Source organism: Labrenzia sp. R5_0, from assembly GCF_017743835.1.
GTDB classification, from domain to species: Bacteria; Pseudomonadota; Alphaproteobacteria; order Rhizobiales; family Stappiaceae; genus Roseibium; species Roseibium algicola.
The window spans coordinates 79,699-94,374 of the sequence record NZ_JAGHRK010000004.1 but is presented as its reverse complement, the minus strand read 5'-3'; the positions used below and the strand labels follow the sequence as shown (position 1 = coordinate 94,374).

Below are 14,676 nucleotides of genomic sequence, written 5' to 3'. Positions count from 1 at the left end.
TGGTTTGAACCTGGCGAGGGCATGCGTTGTCACACGCCGTCCTTCACGGCGGCAACCCGGAGCTGGTGCAGGAGGGCTGCAAGAGACTCTTCGGAAAGGCCTCCGATCTTCAACGCAAGCTGGTTGGCAAGTTCGGTGGCCTTCGGGTCCATGCCGGCCGTGTCGATGGTGACGCGCGGGTCGGACAGTTCGGCCAGGCGCTGGATTTCTTCCGCTTCATCCCAGATGACGTTGAAATAGGTGATGATTCGCTGCACCAGAAACCAGGTTGGCTTGCCGCGCTTGCCATGTTCCAGCGCGGACAGATAGGCACTGGAAACCGACAAGGCCGCTGCCATTTCCTTCAGCGACACATCCCGTTTTATCCTGAGTTCCCGGATTTTTGCGCCAAGTGGGGTCACGGCCCTACCTTCTTTTTCGAATGCGAACGTACAGTGCGCCGCCGCCGCCGTGGTTCGCGTGGGCTTCCTCGTAGCCAAGTACCACGGATCGCAAGTCGGGCATCGACAGCCACTGGGGCACCATTCTGCGCAAAACGCCGCGCTCGTCCATATAGGCGCGTGCGTCACCGCTGCCCTTGCCCGTGATTACCAGCACAACCTTATGACTTCTCGCCTGCGCCTGGTAGAGAAAGCCGCGCAGCCGGTCATGCGCCTGATGCTGGGTCAGGCCGTGCAGGTCTATCCGCGCATCGATGGCCTTCACACCGCGCACCAGCTTGCGGCGGTAGCGGTGTTCCAGCTGATGCAGCGGCAGCGGTGTTGGCGGTGCCTTGGCCGCAGCGGGAGCCTGGATCGCGGTCGCGGTTTTCAGCGCCTTTGCGGGTGCCGCCGGTTCGGTTTCGGTGATTTTCTCAAGCTCGGCCTTGAGCTCCTGAGCCCTGTCCGGATGCAGCGGCGTCAGGGTTTTGGCAACCTTGCCCCACAGTTCCCTGTCTTCCGGCGACAGTGTCCCTTTTTTGCCCCGTCTTGCCATCTCTCAGTCCGCCGCCACACCAGCGGGACCAAGACGGATGTTCGGCACCAGGATCGTGAAGTCGGCCTTGTGGCGGATTTCTCCGGCAATTGCGCCTGCCGTCTGCCCCGATCCGACGAAGATATCGCCCCGTGCCGGGCCCTTGATTGCCGATCCGGTGTCATCTGCCACCATCAGCCGCCGGAAAGGGCCGTCGTCGCTGTCGTGATCCTTCAGCGCGGAGGCAACGAAAACCAGGGATCCATAGGGAATGAAACTCGGATCGACCGCAAGGCTGCGGCCTGCCACAAGGGGAAGGCCCGCGGCCCCGACGGGCCCGTCGTTCACGCCGATTTCGTCGACCTCCCGAAAGAAGATGAAAGACCGGTTTTGCCGGAACAGCTGATCGCGCTCTTCCGGATGCGCTTCCAGCCAAGAACGAAGCCCGGCAGCCGTGAAGTCCTCCGGCGTGCCTTCTCCGCGCGTCACCAGCAACCGGGCAATGCCGGTGTAGGGGTGGCCTGTCTTGCCCGCATAACCGACCCGCATCGCGCTTCCGTCCGCAAGACGCAGCCTTGCCGAGCCCTGAACATGCACGAAATAGGCGTCGATCGGATCGGCAAGCCAGACGAGTTCGAGATTTTCCGGGTCGAGCTTGCCATCCATGATGGCGCTCCGATCCGGCATTTCGGTGACGCGTCCCTCAACCCGCCGTCCATAGCTGAGCGTTTCGGGCCAGTCCTGTGGCCGGTTTTCCGGCGTGATCGCCTCCAGGCCTTCCGGCTTTTTGAGCAAGGGATACCGGAATATCTCGGTTCTGACCCGCGAGGCGGCCAGTTCCGGCTCGAAATAGCCCGTCACAAATCCGCTCTGGGCAATTCGGTGCGGCGTGAACCGGCTTTCGAAAAAGTCTCGCGGTGCTTCATCACCGGACTTTGCCGCCTTTTCGGCATCGTTACAGAGCTTTTGCAGATCTGCTGCGGCGATGGAGGGAAAAACGGTGTCCTGGCTCAGGATTTCCGGTTTGCGGCACAGGCGCAGAAAACCGGCAAGGGCGGCGGCATGATCGTCGTTCTGCCAGCCCGGCAGACTGGAGAAGGAGATTGCCTCGAACCGGTCCGGGATCCGTTGGCCTGGTACCATGGCTGAGGCAGCTCCTGAAAAGAAAAGCGGCGCGGCCAGAACCGCGCCCTTTAGCAGTGAGACAAGCCGGAAGCCCGGCCGGGGCCGCGTGTTCCGCTTGCCCTGCATCGTGATTACTCTGCGGATTCGGTCGCGACCAGCTTCCAGTTCGGATCGCGGGACGTGGTGTCCCGGGCGAAGGTCCAGATGTCGATCACTTCGCTTACCTTGGCCGGATCGCCGTCGACCACTTCACCGGCCTTGTCGCGCGTGGCGGAAATCAGCTGGCTGTGGATCTTCACGGTTACCTGGGCGGTCGAATTCTTCAGTGCAGCTTCGACGATTTCGGCCTTGTCGATGCCGACAAAGGTCGATTCGATGGTCTCGCCACGTTTTTCGCGATCATCGATTGCCGTGACGAAGCCTTCATAGACTTCGCGGGACAGAAGGTTCTTCAGCGCTTTCTTGTCGCCGTCCGCAAACGCCATCACGATCATCTCGTAGGCCGCGCGAGCGCCTTCCAGGAAAGGTTCCGGCTCGAAGCTGCGGTCAACGGACAGGATCTGCTTCAGGGCGCTGTTCAATGCGGAGCCCGCCGGGGCAACCTTGTCGATCACGACGTCGCCACCACGACCGCTCTCCTCGACCGGCTCGGCCTCCAGCGTGGTCTGGTTCGGCATCGGGATGACATTGTCCTGATCGTTGCCGTTTTTGCGTTCGCGCGGCTGATCGGGCTTGGAATAGGGGTCGAATGGCGGGCGCTCATTGCCGGTGCGTTTGCCCAGCACCGATCGCAGTCTGAACAGAATGAAAACCGCAAGTCCCATCAGGAGGAGGTTCAACGGGTCAAAAATCTCGTTCATCGTAACTTCCGGTTACCCTTTTTGAGGCCCTAGAGCCGCCTGCTCTAACTGCCAGGTGAGCGCAGCCTCGTACGCAAGGCCTGTCTGCTTCCTATTTAGGGGGTCCTTGAACCAGCATCCAGACCCAAGAGCAAGACTGAATCTTTGCATTCATAGCCATTTCGTGACTGCCTGCTCGCATTTTTGCGAGTGAATGTCTACCTTAGGTCCGAATAGCTTATCAGACGATGGAGCTCCCGTGGGACTTTATATCATTGCCGCAATTCTTCTTCTGCCCCTGATCGAGATTGCGATGTTCATCTGGGTGGGAGGCTTGATCGGTGTGTTCCCGACAATCCTGCTGACGGTGATCACCGCGTTGGCCGGGACAGTGATGCTGCGCCAGCAGGGCCTGTCACTGCTGATGCGCATGCAAACGGAGCTGGATGCCGGCCGCACACCCGGAAACGAGGTGATGCAGGGTGCAATGATCGTTCTTGCCAGCATTCTGCTGCTGATCCCGGGTTTCGTCACGGATGCCATCGGCCTACTCCTGTTCATACCCCCGGTGCGCGAAGCGCTGGCACGGTTCATCATTGCCCGATCGAACGTCGTTATCGTCGAGGGAGGCGGCGGCATGCGCCGTCCGGATGATGGCGTCGTCGATCTGGATGAAGCCGACTGGAGCGAGAAAAGCAGCGGCACGGGTGGTGGCTCCGGCCAGCCGAAGCTCAGCCCCTGGCAGGATGGCTCGGACAACGCGAAGTCCTGATTTCCCAAACGCTCACTAAAACGTGACTGCTGGTGTATGCGTATAATTTACCAGTCAAGGTTATGTTTGCCCTGAATTGGACCCGAAACCGGACTGAAGCGGAGCAGGCAGCGGCAGAATGAGCGCCAGCCGTGTAGATTGGGTGGATACCGCCAAGGGCATCTGCATCATCTTCGTCGTGATGATGCATTCGGTGCTCGGCGTGGAAGCCGCCGCTGGCCAGACAGGCTGGATGCATGTGGTCGTCGCCTTTGCAGCCCCCTTCCGCATGCCGGATTTTTTCCTGATCTCGGGCCTGTTCCTGTCGAACGTCATTACCCGCGACTGGAAACTCTATCTTGATCGCAAGGTCGTCCACTTTGCCTACTTTTATGTGCTGTGGATGACGATCCAGTTTCTGGTGAAGGCGCCCGTCTTCATCGAGGAAACCAGCGTTCGCGCAACAGTGGAACTCTATTTCCTGAGTTTCATCGAGCCCTTCGGTACCTTGTGGTTCATCTACATGCTGCCGGTCTTCTTCGTCGTGTCGAAGGTCGCCCACGACAAGGGTGTGCCGTGGCAACTGGTTCTGGCCGTCGGCGCACTTCTGCAGATCGCGCCGATCCACACCGGCTGGCTTCTGGTCGATGAATTCGCGGCCCGTTTCGTTTTCTTCTATGCCGGCTTCGTTTTTGCTCCGCAGATCTTTGCCCTGGCCGACTGGGCGCGCGAGCGGATCGGGATCAGTCTCGCGTGTCTGCTGGTCTGGGGCCTGGTGAACGGCACGCTGGTCTATGCCGGCTGGGCGCATCTGCCGGTCATTGCCCTTGTTCTTGGCGCGGCCGGTGCAGGTGCCATCATCCTCACCAGCGCGTTGATCGTGAAATGGGGCCGGCTCGGTTTCCTGCAGCATTTCGGCGAAAACTCGATCGTCATCTATCTCGCCTTCTTCTTCCCCATGGGCGTGACGCGGGTGATTCTGCTGAAGCTGGGCATCCTTGATATCGGCACAACGTCGTTGATCGTGACGCTGGTGGCGTCGGTCAGTCCGATAATCCTGTTCTGGCTGATCCGCCGCACGAACATCGGCTGGTTCCTGTTCCGCAGGCCCGCCTGGGCCTATCTCAGCGGAACCTTTGGCGGGAAACGTCAGGCACAGGCAGCTGAGTGATCGGCAAGCTTGGAATTTTTAACTTTAGGACTTTTCTCCAGAACGGCCTGCGGGCATGATCCGCGCCATGTCGACGCAAAGCACCTCCTCCGCCCTCACCGCCGATGACCATCTCATCCTGGTCGACGGGTCCACGTTCATTTTTCGCGCCTATCACGCGCTGCCACCGCTGACGCGCAAGCCGGACGGGCTTCCTGTCGGGGCGGTTTCTGGCTTCTGCAACATGCTGTGGAAGCTGCTGCAGGAAGGCCTGACACCGGAGGAAGGCGACGAGCCCACCCATTTCGCGGTGATTTTCGACCATTCCGCGCAGACGTTCCGGAACGAGATTTATCCGGAATACAAGGCCCACCGGCCGGACCCGCCGGAAGATCTGGTGCCGCAGTTCGGCCTTATCCGCGAAGCGACACGCGCCTTTTCGGTTCACTGCATCGAGCAGGAAGGCTTCGAGGCGGACGACCTGATCGCGACCTATGCCCGTGAGGCTGCCGAACAGGGTGCGCGCGTCACCATCGTTTCAGGCGACAAGGACCTGATGCAGTTGATCGGCCCGAAGGTGGGCATGATCGACACCATGAAGAACAAGACCTTCGGCGAAGCCGAGGTGTTCGAGAAATTCGGCGTCGGTCCCGACAAGGTCATCGAGGTGCAATCGCTGGCGGGCGACAGCGTCGATAACGTGCCCGGCGTGCCGGGTATCGGCCTGAAGACCGCGGCCCTTTTGATCAACGAATTCGGCGATCTGGAAACGCTGCTCGCCAAGGCCGACACGATCAAACAGAACAAGCGCCGGGAAAACCTGATCGAATTTGCCGATCAGGCGCGAATTTCCAGGCAGCTCGTCACTCTCAAGCAGGATGTGCCGGTCAAGGTGCCGGTGGGCGAATTGTCGGTAACCGATGTTGACGGACCCAAGGCGCTCGGATTCCTGAAGGCGATGGGGTTCACCACCCTCACCCGGCGCGTTGCGGATGTGACCGGTGCCGATCTGGATACGGTCGATGCATCGGACCTCAAGGTTCCGGGATGGGATGTTCCGGACCACAAGGGCCGGATGATGGAGCGCGCAGCCGGCAGTGACAGCGCAGGTTCGGAAGCTGCAAAAACCCCGGGCGACGCCGATCCGGACAATTCCGGCCTTCTGGTACCGCAGACGGTTGCCGATGCACGCGCCCAGACGATCCGGGCGATCCCGGTCGACAGCAGCGCCTATGAAACCGTCACCAGCCTCGACCGCTTGAAGGAATGGTGCGACGCGGCCTTTGAAAAGGGCTACGTCGCCTTCGACACCGAAACGACATCGCTGGACGCCATGCAGGCAGAGCTTGTCGGTGTTTCGCTGTCCACCGAGCCCGGCAAGGCCTGTTATGTGCCGCTTGGCCACGTCGACGGCGAGGGTGATCTTCTTGGCGGTGGCGGTCTTGTCGAAGGCCAGATCCCGCTGAAAGACGCGCTGGAAGTGCTGAAGCCGATGCTGGAGGACCGTTCGGTTCTCAAGATCGCGCAGAACCTCAAGTACGACTGGCTGGTGATGACACGGTACGGTGTCGACATTACGCCTTACGACGACACGATGCTGCTGTCCTACACGGTCGATGCCGGCAAGGGCGGCAACGGCATGGACGAACTGTCCGAGCGCTGGCTCGATCACAAGCCGATCCCGTTCAAGGAAATCTGCGGCTCCGGCAAGTCGATGATCACCTTCGACAAGGTCGCCATCGACAAGGCAACCGCCTATGCGGCGGAAGACGCCGATGTGACGCTTCGTCTCTGGCTGATCCTGAAGCCGAGGCTCGCTTCCGAGCATATGGCAACCGCCTACGAGACGCTGGAACGGCCGATGGTGCCGGTGCTTGCGCGCATGGAAAAGCGGGGCATCTCCGTCGACCGGCAGATGCTGTCGCGTCTTTCGGGTGAATTCGCGCAAGGCATGGCGGGCAAGGAAGCCGAGATTTACGAGCTGGCCGGTGAAAGCTTCAACATCGGTTCGCCCAAGCAGCTTGGTGATATCCTGTTCGGCAAGATGGGTCTTCCCGGCGGCAAGAAGACAAAGACCGGCGCCTGGTCGACCTCGGCGCAGGTTCTGGAAGATCTGGCCGCGGAAGGGCACGAACTGCCGTCGCGGATCGTCTCCTGGCGCCAGCTCTCCAAGCTGAAATCAACCTACACCGACGCCCTGCCCGGTTACATCAATCCGGAAACGGGGCGTGTGCACACATCCTACGCGCTGGCGGCGACCACCACCGGGCGTCTGTCCTCGTCTGAACCGAACCTGCAGAACATTCCGGTCCGGACCGAGGAAGGCCGCAAGATCCGCAAGGCCTTCATCGCCGAAAAGGGTCACAAGCTGATCTCGGCCGACTACAGCCAGATCGAGCTGCGCGTCCTGGCGCATATGGCCGATATTCCTCAGTTGAAGAAGGCGTTCGACGACGGGCTGGACATTCACGCCATGACGGCAAGCGAAATGTTCGGCACACCGATCGAAGGCATGGACCCGATGGTCCGCCGCCGGGCCAAGGCGATCAACTTCGGCATCATCTACGGCATTTCCGCATTCGGCCTCGCCAACCAGCTCGGCATCTCGCGCGGCGAAGCGGGCGACTATATCAAGACCTATTTCGAGCGTTTCCCGGGCATCAAGGACTACATGGAAGCGATCAAGAAGCAGGTTCATGCGAACGGCTACGTGACCACGATCTTCGGCCGCAAGGCGCATTATCCGGAAGTGAACACCAAGAACCCGAACATGCGCGCCTTCTATGAACGCGCCGCCATCAACGCCCCGATCCAGGGGTCTGCCGCGGATATCCTGCGCCGGGCGATGGTGCGTATGGAAAACCGGCTGGAAGGCTCAAAGCTGGATGCGCAGATGCTGCTGCAGGTGCATGACGAACTGATCTTCGAAGTGCCGGACGCGCAGGTGGAAGCAACCATTCCGGTGATCAGGGACGTGATGGAAAATGCCTGCGATCCGGCGCTGAAACTTTCCGTGCCGCTTCAGGTCGATGCCCGCGCCGCCGACAATTGGGACGAAGCGCATTAGAGCGCATTGTGTTTAAGCTGAAAAAATCCTGCATCGCTTTTTGCGTTGAAATCTCTGATTTCAGACTGCGAAAAGCGATGCTGACAAAACGCGATTTACTCTGGGTGCCTCAGTCCCGACAAGAGAGCAGGCCTCAGGCCTGCTGAGCGCGGCGCCGGAAAAGCGGCTGGATCAGCCGGCGATAGGCAAGCGCAAAGCCTGTGTAGAAGAGAAACACCGACGCCAGCGAGGCAAGCCCCGCGAGCGTTTGGCCGATGAAGCCATAGACCTCGCCGGTGTGCAGAAATCTCAGGAAGACCCTGGCGCGCCGGCCTGCCGGCTGGTCTTCAGCGCCACTGACGCCCAGCACCTCACCAGAAACCCTGGAGACCGTATAGGTCGTCTGGCGGGAAAGCTGGGTGCCGTTGCCTGTATCGACGGTCATCACCACGCGTGCAGCCTGTCCGTTGGGCAATTTGACCGAAAGTGTCTGCCAGTCCGGTTGGGCTTGTTTCAGCGTGTCGGCAATGGCCTGCAGGCTGACGGCTTCACCCTGAGCGCGGTTCTGACCCTGGCGTTCTTCACCGGCAGCGTGACCGGTAGCTGCGGGCGAAACCGGCCCGAAGACGGCGGCCACCATGTTGCTGGCCCAGGGATAGGAAATGACGACGCCGGAGACCACAACGGCAAACAGCGGTACGAGCGACCAGATGCCGAAGACATGGTGCCAGTTGTAGTCGCGTGCCTTCGCGGTCGGCAGGTTTCTACGGAAGAGAAGGTTCAGTTTGACGATCCGCCAGGTCCATTTCTTCGGCCACCAGAGATAAATTCCGGACACCAGAATGAACAGGAAGCCGAGATTGGCAGCACCGGTCACGGCCCGCCCAAGGCTGCGGTTTTCACCTGTAAGGGCAAACCAGCGGTGCAGCGCGGTCACCGTGCCAAAGAAGGATTTTGTGCCCTCCGCGGCATTGTCGATCCGCTCTCCGGTATAAGGGTTGAGCAAATGGTTCTCGCGGCGGCTGACCGAAAGTGTGGCCGGGGCGCCGTCCTGCCTTGGCAGAACCAGCGAATTGCCGGGTTGGCCGCCGTTGGCCAGAACGGCAGTTGCCAGTTCGTCGACAGAGAGGAGCTGCGCATCGGCCGGTTTTACGACTGCGCGGCTTTCCATGTAGGAGATGATCTGGCGCTCGTAGGTCAGGACCACGCCGGTGGCTGACATCAGGAGGATAACGAGACCGAAGGCGACCCCGACGACGAGATGCGCCCAGAAAATGATGCGTTTGAAAGACATGGTGCTGCTGCCCGTTTCAGACCGGATTTGACGGTTGCCGGGTCCTCCTCCACCGGCTTCAACAGGCCTAAGCCGAAGATCTCGCTGCGTCAAAGGCAACAGCAGGGTGTTTGGCCGAGAATTTGTAACCAGTTGTCGCCACGGCGAAGAACCGGGCGCTTGGTGATTTCCGTCAGCAGCTCAAAAGCCCAGGGTTTCCGGGGGTCCACATCAGGTCCCGGTGCCAAAACCCTCAGGAGTGTCCCAAGCCGCATACAATTTGCCGCACCACCGGCTGGACGGAAAAGGCTTCGATAGTGACGGGAGCGGGTGACAGGGAGGTCTTGAGGACGCGGTGCGAATTCACCCGATGACGAAATCCGGGGCGCGAGCAAGAAGCGCTGCCGCCTCTCGAACAGTGTTCTCCACGATCCTTGCCGCCGGTTGAACGGTTTTCACAAGATCGAGGGATTCTCCGGCAATCAGGGCGCGAACGGAATAGTCGTCCGGATCGGCAGCCTCATAGGTTTTCTGGATCTTGTGAGCCGCGCCGGACAAGCCTGCAGGATCTTCCAGCCAGGGGCGGGAAAACGCATTTTGGACAACCCGTCCTGTGAATTGCGACGGCCAGTCAAGACCGCGAGCAACGTCGAACACACTGGACCGGGCCGTGTCGTCTCCGTGCGCCTTGGTCAGGGCAACCTTGGCCTTTTCCGATCCGTTCGCCTCGACGCTTGCCCAGAAACGGGTCCCCATCATGACACCGTCCGCGCCCAGCATGAGGGCTGCTGCCAGTCCGCGCCCGTCCGCAAGCCCGCCGGCCGCCAACACGATTGCCTCCTTGCCGGCGGCATCGCGAACCGCGGGAAGAAGGGCGGACAGGCCCCGGTCCATGCCGTGACCGCCACCTTCCTGGCCTTGGGCGACGAGAACGTCCGTTCCGGCCTTCAGAGCCTGTTCGGCCTGGTCCAGCCGTTGCACCTGCCAGATTGTGGGAATACCGCGCTCCCTGGCGGCCTTTACGATCGGCTGCGCGTCACCGAAGGAAACGAACAGGGCCGCCGGATTGCGGTCGAGGATCCGATCCACGAGGGCCGGTTTTCTCAAAAGACTCCAGGTGATGACACCAAGACCGACCCTCTGGTTTCCGGCCGCATCGAAGGCAGCGTCGATCCAGTCCGGGTCGCCGTAACCGGCGCCGATAATACCGAAGCCACCGGCGCGGCTGACTTCAGCGGCCAGATGGCCGTCCGAAATCCTGTCCATCGGCGCCAGCACGACCGGATGGGAAACGGCAAAGCGGCGGGTAAAGGGCGTATCGAGCAGCGGTTTCATGGAGACACGCTGCCATGAAAATCATTTCAGGAAAAATGATTGAAGAAGGAATTTGATATCTCTAATTTGGATAGTATGGACATCGTGCTTTTGAAAACACTGATGGCAGTCGCCGAGACAGGCTCCTTTTCGGGGGCTGCCCAGGCGTTGAATTGCGTGCAGTCGAACGTCACCTCCCGAATTCGGCGGCTTGAGGAACAATTCGGCCAGAAGGTCTTCCAGCGCAGCAAGGCCGGGGCCCGGCTGACGGAATTCGGTGAACAGGTCCATGCGCGCGCGATCGTGCTTCTGCAACAATTTGCGGCGGCCGAGCGTGATCTTATGGAAGCTGCCGGAGCAGGTGCGCCGCTCAGGCTCGGCTCCATGGAAACAACGGCGGCCGTTCGCCTGCCCGCTCTTCTCAAACGTCTGAGGGACAAAAGCGCAGCACCGCTTTCCCTGACGACCGGCCCGACCGCAGACCTGCTGTCAAAGGTGTGGGATCAGAAGATCGATGCCGCCTTTGTCGCCGGGCCTGTCGACAAGGCCAGGTTTCAGGCGGTTCGCGCCTTCAGTGAACAGCTTGTCTGCGCCATTGGTCCGGCCACTTCGGAGCAGGGCCCGCTGTTGGCCTTTCGCCATGGCTGCAGCTACAGGGCGGCGGCGCAGGCGTGGCTCGGCAGTATCGGCCAGAGCGACAGGGAAGTAACGGAAATGGGCACGCTGGAAGGAATTCTGGGCTGTGTGGAGGCCGGTCTCGGGTTCACGGTTGCTCCGGAAAGCGCTGTCCTGGGCTTTCGCAATGCCGACCAGTTGACGACGACCCCGCTCCCGCCGCCTTTTGGCGAAACCGTCACCTATCTTGTCTGGCGCCTCGACCGCAAACCAGTCGAGGCGCACAGGAAGCTGCTGGAAATCCTGGCAGAACGGGCCTGAGGCTTCAGGCCGTCAGACCACCCGCAAATCCGGCTGTATCTTGCCCGCCAGCGCCGAGCGCGGCGCGATGGCGTTCTGCAGGAGGTCGTTGAGATGCTCTTCCAGGTAGTCGACGATGGGCGATTGCGTTGTCGACTGGGTGTAGATCGCGAGCTGTGTTGCCGGAAGCTTCGGAAAACCATCCTGCTCCTTCAGGATCTTGAAGCCTTCCAGAATGGCTCCCGACGGCAGGCAGCAAAGGCCCGCGCCCGACAGAACGGCCACCTGGGCGGCGGCAACGCTGGTGGTGGTAATGCGCTCGTACCACTGCCGTCCTGCGCGGGCGAGCGAACCGAAGGAGATTTCCCGGAACGGGCAGGGCTCGGGAAACATGATCAATGGCAGTGGATCGGTTAGCGGGCAGTTGTCGCCAACCGCCCAGTGCAGCGGCTCCTCGAAAATCTCGACCGGCATCTGCTTGGTAGACGAGACAAGGGCTATTGCGAGGTTGATTTCGTTGTTGGACAGCATTTCGTGCAGTGTGGCGCTGTCGGCGACCGTCATCTCAAGTTTCACGTTGGGGTGAATGCGCACGAAATTGCAGAAAATCGATTGCAGCTGGCCGGTCGCATACCATTCTGGCAGGCCGACATGCACCGTGCCGGTCAGTTCCGGCGCAGACAGGCGCAACCTGGCTTCCTCGTGTGAGCGCAGGATTTCCGTGGCGTGTTGATAAAGGATACGCCCGGCGGGCGTGAGGTTCATTGTGCGGGCACTGCGCTCGATCAGCGGTTTGCCGACCCGTTCCTCCAGACGCCGCAGCTGAGTGCTGACGCAGGGTTGTGTGCGGTTCAACCGAGATCCCGCATGTGTGACGTTGCCTGCTTCTGCAACAGCCACAAAGGCTTCCAGCAACTCGATATTAAAACGGCCTATGGTCATGTCCCTGCCTCCGTTTTAGCGCAAGACGACCTACGCGGTTTTCCGCCGGTCCAGCGCCACACAAGCATAACGTTCCATTATGGGGCGCTTCAATTATAAATTTAAGGGTCGGTAAAAAATCCCGTAATCCGAGAGTCTCTTTTGTCAAAACAGGTATCCGCCATGACTTTAGCGCTTTCCTATGGCCAGCCGGAGCATGGGCCAGATCACCAGACGACCGGCCCCCTTTCGCTGCAACAAAGAGTTCACAGGGCAATTGCCTGCCACACGGAATTCAGTCTCGATACGATCCTGACCCAGGACAACCGGGTGAAATACACAAACGAAGGCAGTTCGGAGACCGCAACCGGTCCTCTGGACGAGGTGTTTCAGCTGATGCGCCAGCTGAACGAGACCGGCATCGCATCGGACACGCTTGGCCGAATTCATGAAGACGGCAGGTCTTTTCGGGCGGCGCTGGAAGAAAGCTGCGGGCGGATTGCAACCGAGCTTGCAGGCGAGCGGCTGGTGTATGTCGAACTGGGTCCGGAGCCGGTCAAGACCGGGTTCATTCTCAAGACACTGCAGGGCCTGGGCGTCATCATAGATCGTTATATCGCCGTCGACATCAACCCGATGTCGGCTGCGCCGATGCGGGCAGCCCTCGCGGCGATCCTGCCGGACACTCCACTTGAGTTTGTCACCGCGCCTTTCGAGGCCTGCCGCCTGGAAGACATGATCGAAGACGGTGCGCCGCCCGCCCTCGTGACAATGCTCGGTTTTCAGGAAGGCAATGACGATCCGGCAGTGGTCAACGGCTGGCTGCGGGACATTACCCGGCCAGGAGACCTGCTGCTGTCCGAAAGCCAGCTCTACACCATCGAACAGACCGACAAGATCTCCGGTTTTTACGCCCACCCGGCCATGCAGCGGTTTTCGCGCATCGCGTTCGAACGGGCGGTGGACCGCAGTTTGCCGACGCTGAATCGCTTTTTTTTGCTGCCCGTCGTGTTCGAAGATGGCCAGAGTGCGCAAGTGGCCATTCTGGCCGAGGAATTCGCGCATTCAATCAGCGGAAGAAACTTGCATGTTTCCAACTTCTGCCTGAAACTCACGCGCGATCAGTATCGCTCGTACCGGCAGGAGGGTGGCCATTTCGAAATATTCGGCGAGAGCTACACGGATGACCAGACACTTCACTTCCAGCTCTCCCGCCGGGTTTGAGATGACCTTGGCACAGACCCGCGGTCTTACTGCCGCGGGCCTGGCCATCGTCGCTGTTACCTACGGACTGGCACGTTATTGTTTTGGCCTGTTCCTGCCGGAAATCCGTCAGGAATTCGCGCTTTCGCCGGAAACGGTCGGCCTGATCGCCGGTCTGTCCTATCTGGGCTATCTGGCGGCGACTTTCGTCGGTTCCTGGCTGTCGACGGTGTTCGAACCGCGCTTGCCGATCCTGCTTGGCGGCCTCGCCGCCACAACAGGCATGGCCATGATCGCCCTGGCACAGACACCGTTCATACTGGCGCTTGGCGTCTTCGTTGCAGGTGCAAGCCCGGGCCTTTCCTATCCGCCTTTTTCCGATGTCATCGTGCGTCATACGGAACTCAGCCGGCAGAACAGCGTCTATGCCTGGATCAACTCCGGCACCGGTTTCGGCGTTGCCTTTGCCGGGCCGCTGGCACTCTTCGCCGGTGGTGACTGGCGGCTCGCCTGGCTGGTTTTCGCGGTTATCGCCTTCAGTGTAACGATCTGGAACGCAGCCACCTTGCCCAGGCGCAGCGTGCATCTGGAACATGCCCGTCCCAGGGTTTCCGTCTGGATCCTTATGGATCGGACAGCGCGCGGACTGTTTGTCGCGGCATTTCTTTTCGGCATCGTCACCGCCGTCTACTGGACCTATGCCGTCGAACTCCTGACCATGCTGACGGGCAATCCACGAGACGCAATCCTGTTCTGGATCGTGTTGGGCATTTCGGGCGTTACCGGCTGTTTCGCCGGTGGTCTTGTCGATCGCTGGGGTTTGCGGGCTGCCTATCGTGTCCTGGCGGTTCTGGTCGGGACCGCAATCGGCACTCTGCCGCTGCTTGTGGAAACAAGACTCGGGATCTACGTGTCAGCGGCCTGTTTCGGCGTCGGTTTCATCGTGATGACCGCCCTTTTCGGCATGTGGAGCATGAGGCTGTTCCGGCAGGCACCGTCCATCGGGTTCGGCTTTACCTTCTTCCTGATTTCCCTGGGGCAGGGGGTCGGGCCCGTGCTGAGCGGCTTTCTCATTCCGGTTGTCGGCCATTCGGCGCTTTTCTTCGCAGCCGGGCTTCTGTGCTGCGGCCTGGCGGGCTTTGCGGCCGGAAGGCAGACCGAAGGGGTCAGACCATAACAGCGGGT

At 60.6% G+C, this 14,676-nt stretch carries 13 protein-coding genes; 6 read left to right on the top strand and 7 right to left on the bottom strand.

Features of this window, described 5'->3' with window-relative positions; all coding sequences use genetic code 11:
• Positions 1-29: 29 nt before the first annotated feature.
• The 4 genes from J7447_RS20315 to J7447_RS20300 all read right to left on the bottom strand — a co-directional run bounded on the left by J7447_RS20315 (position 30) and on the right by J7447_RS20300 (position 2,939).
• A complete protein-coding gene (locus J7447_RS20315) occupies positions 30-401 on the bottom strand; it encodes a helix-turn-helix transcriptional regulator (protein WP_023002387.1) in 372 nt (123 codons plus the stop codon).
• A 4-nt stretch (positions 402-405) separates the two neighbouring features.
• Positions 406-975, bottom strand: a complete 570-nt coding sequence (locus J7447_RS20310) for a Smr/MutS family protein (RefSeq protein ID WP_055660331.1) — start codon at positions 973-975, stop codon at positions 406-408.
• Positions 976-978: 3 nt separating this feature from the next.
• Positions 979-2,097, bottom strand: coding sequence for an MltA domain-containing protein (locus J7447_RS20305; protein ID WP_209170729.1), 1,119 nt, complete (start codon positions 2,095-2,097; stop codon positions 979-981).
• 113 nt (positions 2,098-2,210) lie between these two features.
• Entirely contained in the window at positions 2,211-2,939 is a 729-nt protein-coding gene (locus J7447_RS20300) for a Tim44/TimA family putative adaptor protein (RefSeq protein WP_023002384.1), read from the bottom strand.
• A 238-nt stretch (positions 2,940-3,177) separates the two neighbouring features.
• Between J7447_RS20300 and J7447_RS20295 the strand changes: the two genes are divergently transcribed.
• From J7447_RS20295 to polA, 3 genes are all read left to right on the top strand, one after another.
• A complete protein-coding gene (locus J7447_RS20295) occupies positions 3,178-3,690 on the top strand; it encodes an FxsA family protein (RefSeq protein WP_209170728.1) in 513 nt (170 codons plus the stop codon).
• A gap of 118 nt (positions 3,691-3,808) precedes the next feature.
• A complete protein-coding gene (locus tag J7447_RS20290) occupies positions 3,809-4,840 on the top strand; it encodes an acyltransferase family protein (protein WP_209170727.1) in 1,032 nt (343 codons plus the stop codon).
• Positions 4,841-4,895: 55 nt separating this feature from the next.
• The gene (polA, locus tag J7447_RS20285) at positions 4,896-7,886 is read left to right on the top strand and encodes a DNA polymerase I (RefSeq protein ID WP_286189394.1); all 2,991 of its coding nucleotides are present in this window, start codon (positions 4,896-4,898) and stop codon (positions 7,884-7,886) included.
• Between the two features lie 133 nt (positions 7,887-8,019).
• Here the strand turns inward: polA and J7447_RS20280 are convergent, their stop codons facing one another.
• Positions 8,020-9,159 (bottom strand): PepSY-associated TM helix domain-containing protein, encoded by a 1,140-nt coding sequence (locus tag J7447_RS20280; RefSeq protein ID WP_209170725.1) that lies wholly within the window; start codon positions 9,157-9,159, stop codon positions 8,020-8,022.
• Positions 9,160-9,501: 342 nt separating this feature from the next.
• Positions 9,502-10,473: a nitronate monooxygenase gene (locus tag J7447_RS20275; RefSeq protein WP_209170724.1), complete on the bottom strand. Its 972-nt coding sequence runs from the start codon at positions 10,471-10,473 to the stop codon at positions 9,502-9,504.
• Positions 10,474-10,512: 39 nt separating this feature from the next.
• Between J7447_RS20275 and J7447_RS20270 the strand changes: the two genes are divergently transcribed.
• Positions 10,513-11,388, top strand: coding sequence for a LysR family transcriptional regulator (locus tag J7447_RS20270; protein ID WP_209170723.1), 876 nt, complete (start codon positions 10,513-10,515; stop codon positions 11,386-11,388).
• 12 nt (positions 11,389-11,400) lie between these two features.
• On the opposite strand, the gene J7447_RS20265 is transcribed toward J7447_RS20270, so the two are convergent.
• Positions 11,401-12,309 (bottom strand): LysR family transcriptional regulator, encoded by a 909-nt coding sequence (locus tag J7447_RS20265; RefSeq protein WP_023002376.1) that lies wholly within the window; start codon positions 12,307-12,309, stop codon positions 11,401-11,403.
• A gap of 162 nt (positions 12,310-12,471) precedes the next feature.
• On the opposite strand from J7447_RS20265, the gene J7447_RS20260 reads away from it, so the two are divergent.
• Positions 12,472-13,512, top strand: a complete 1,041-nt coding sequence (locus J7447_RS20260) for a hypothetical protein (RefSeq protein ID WP_055660346.1) — start codon at positions 12,472-12,474, stop codon at positions 13,510-13,512.
• Between the two features lie 7 nt (positions 13,513-13,519).
• The gene (locus J7447_RS20255) at positions 13,520-14,668 is read left to right on the top strand and encodes an MFS transporter (protein ID WP_209170722.1); all 1,149 of its coding nucleotides are present in this window, start codon (positions 13,520-13,522) and stop codon (positions 14,666-14,668) included.
• Positions 14,669-14,676 lie beyond the last annotated feature (8 nt).

Excerpts from the sequence above, each read along its gene's own strand:
- J7447_RS20265 (WP_023002376.1), bottom strand. The coding sequence starts at position 12,309 with ATGACCATAGGCCGTTTTAATATCGAGTTGCTGGAAGCCTTTGTGGCT.
- J7447_RS20260 (WP_055660346.1), top strand. The coding sequence starts at position 12,472 with ATGACTTTAGCGCTTTCCTATGGCCAGCCGGAGCATGGGCCAGATCAC.
- J7447_RS20310 (WP_055660331.1), bottom strand. The coding sequence starts at position 975 with ATGGCAAGACGGGGCAAAAAAGGGACACTGTCGCCGGAAGACAGGGAA.
- J7447_RS20290 (WP_209170727.1), top strand. The coding sequence starts at position 3,809 with ATGAGCGCCAGCCGTGTAGATTGGGTGGATACCGCCAAGGGCATCTGC.
- J7447_RS20305 (WP_209170729.1), bottom strand. The coding sequence starts at position 2,097 with ATGGTACCAGGCCAACGGATCCCGGACCGGTTCGAGGCAATCTCCTTC.
- polA (WP_286189394.1), top strand. The coding sequence starts at position 4,896 with ATGATCCGCGCCATGTCGACGCAAAGCACCTCCTCCGCCCTCACCGCC.
- J7447_RS20300 (WP_023002384.1), bottom strand. The coding sequence starts at position 2,939 with ATGAACGAGATTTTTGACCCGTTGAACCTCCTCCTGATGGGACTTGCG.
- J7447_RS20275 (WP_209170724.1), bottom strand. The coding sequence starts at position 10,473 with ATGAAACCGCTGCTCGATACGCCCTTTACCCGCCGCTTTGCCGTTTCC.
- J7447_RS20280 (WP_209170725.1), bottom strand. The coding sequence starts at position 9,159 with ATGTCTTTCAAACGCATCATTTTCTGGGCGCATCTCGTCGTCGGGGTC.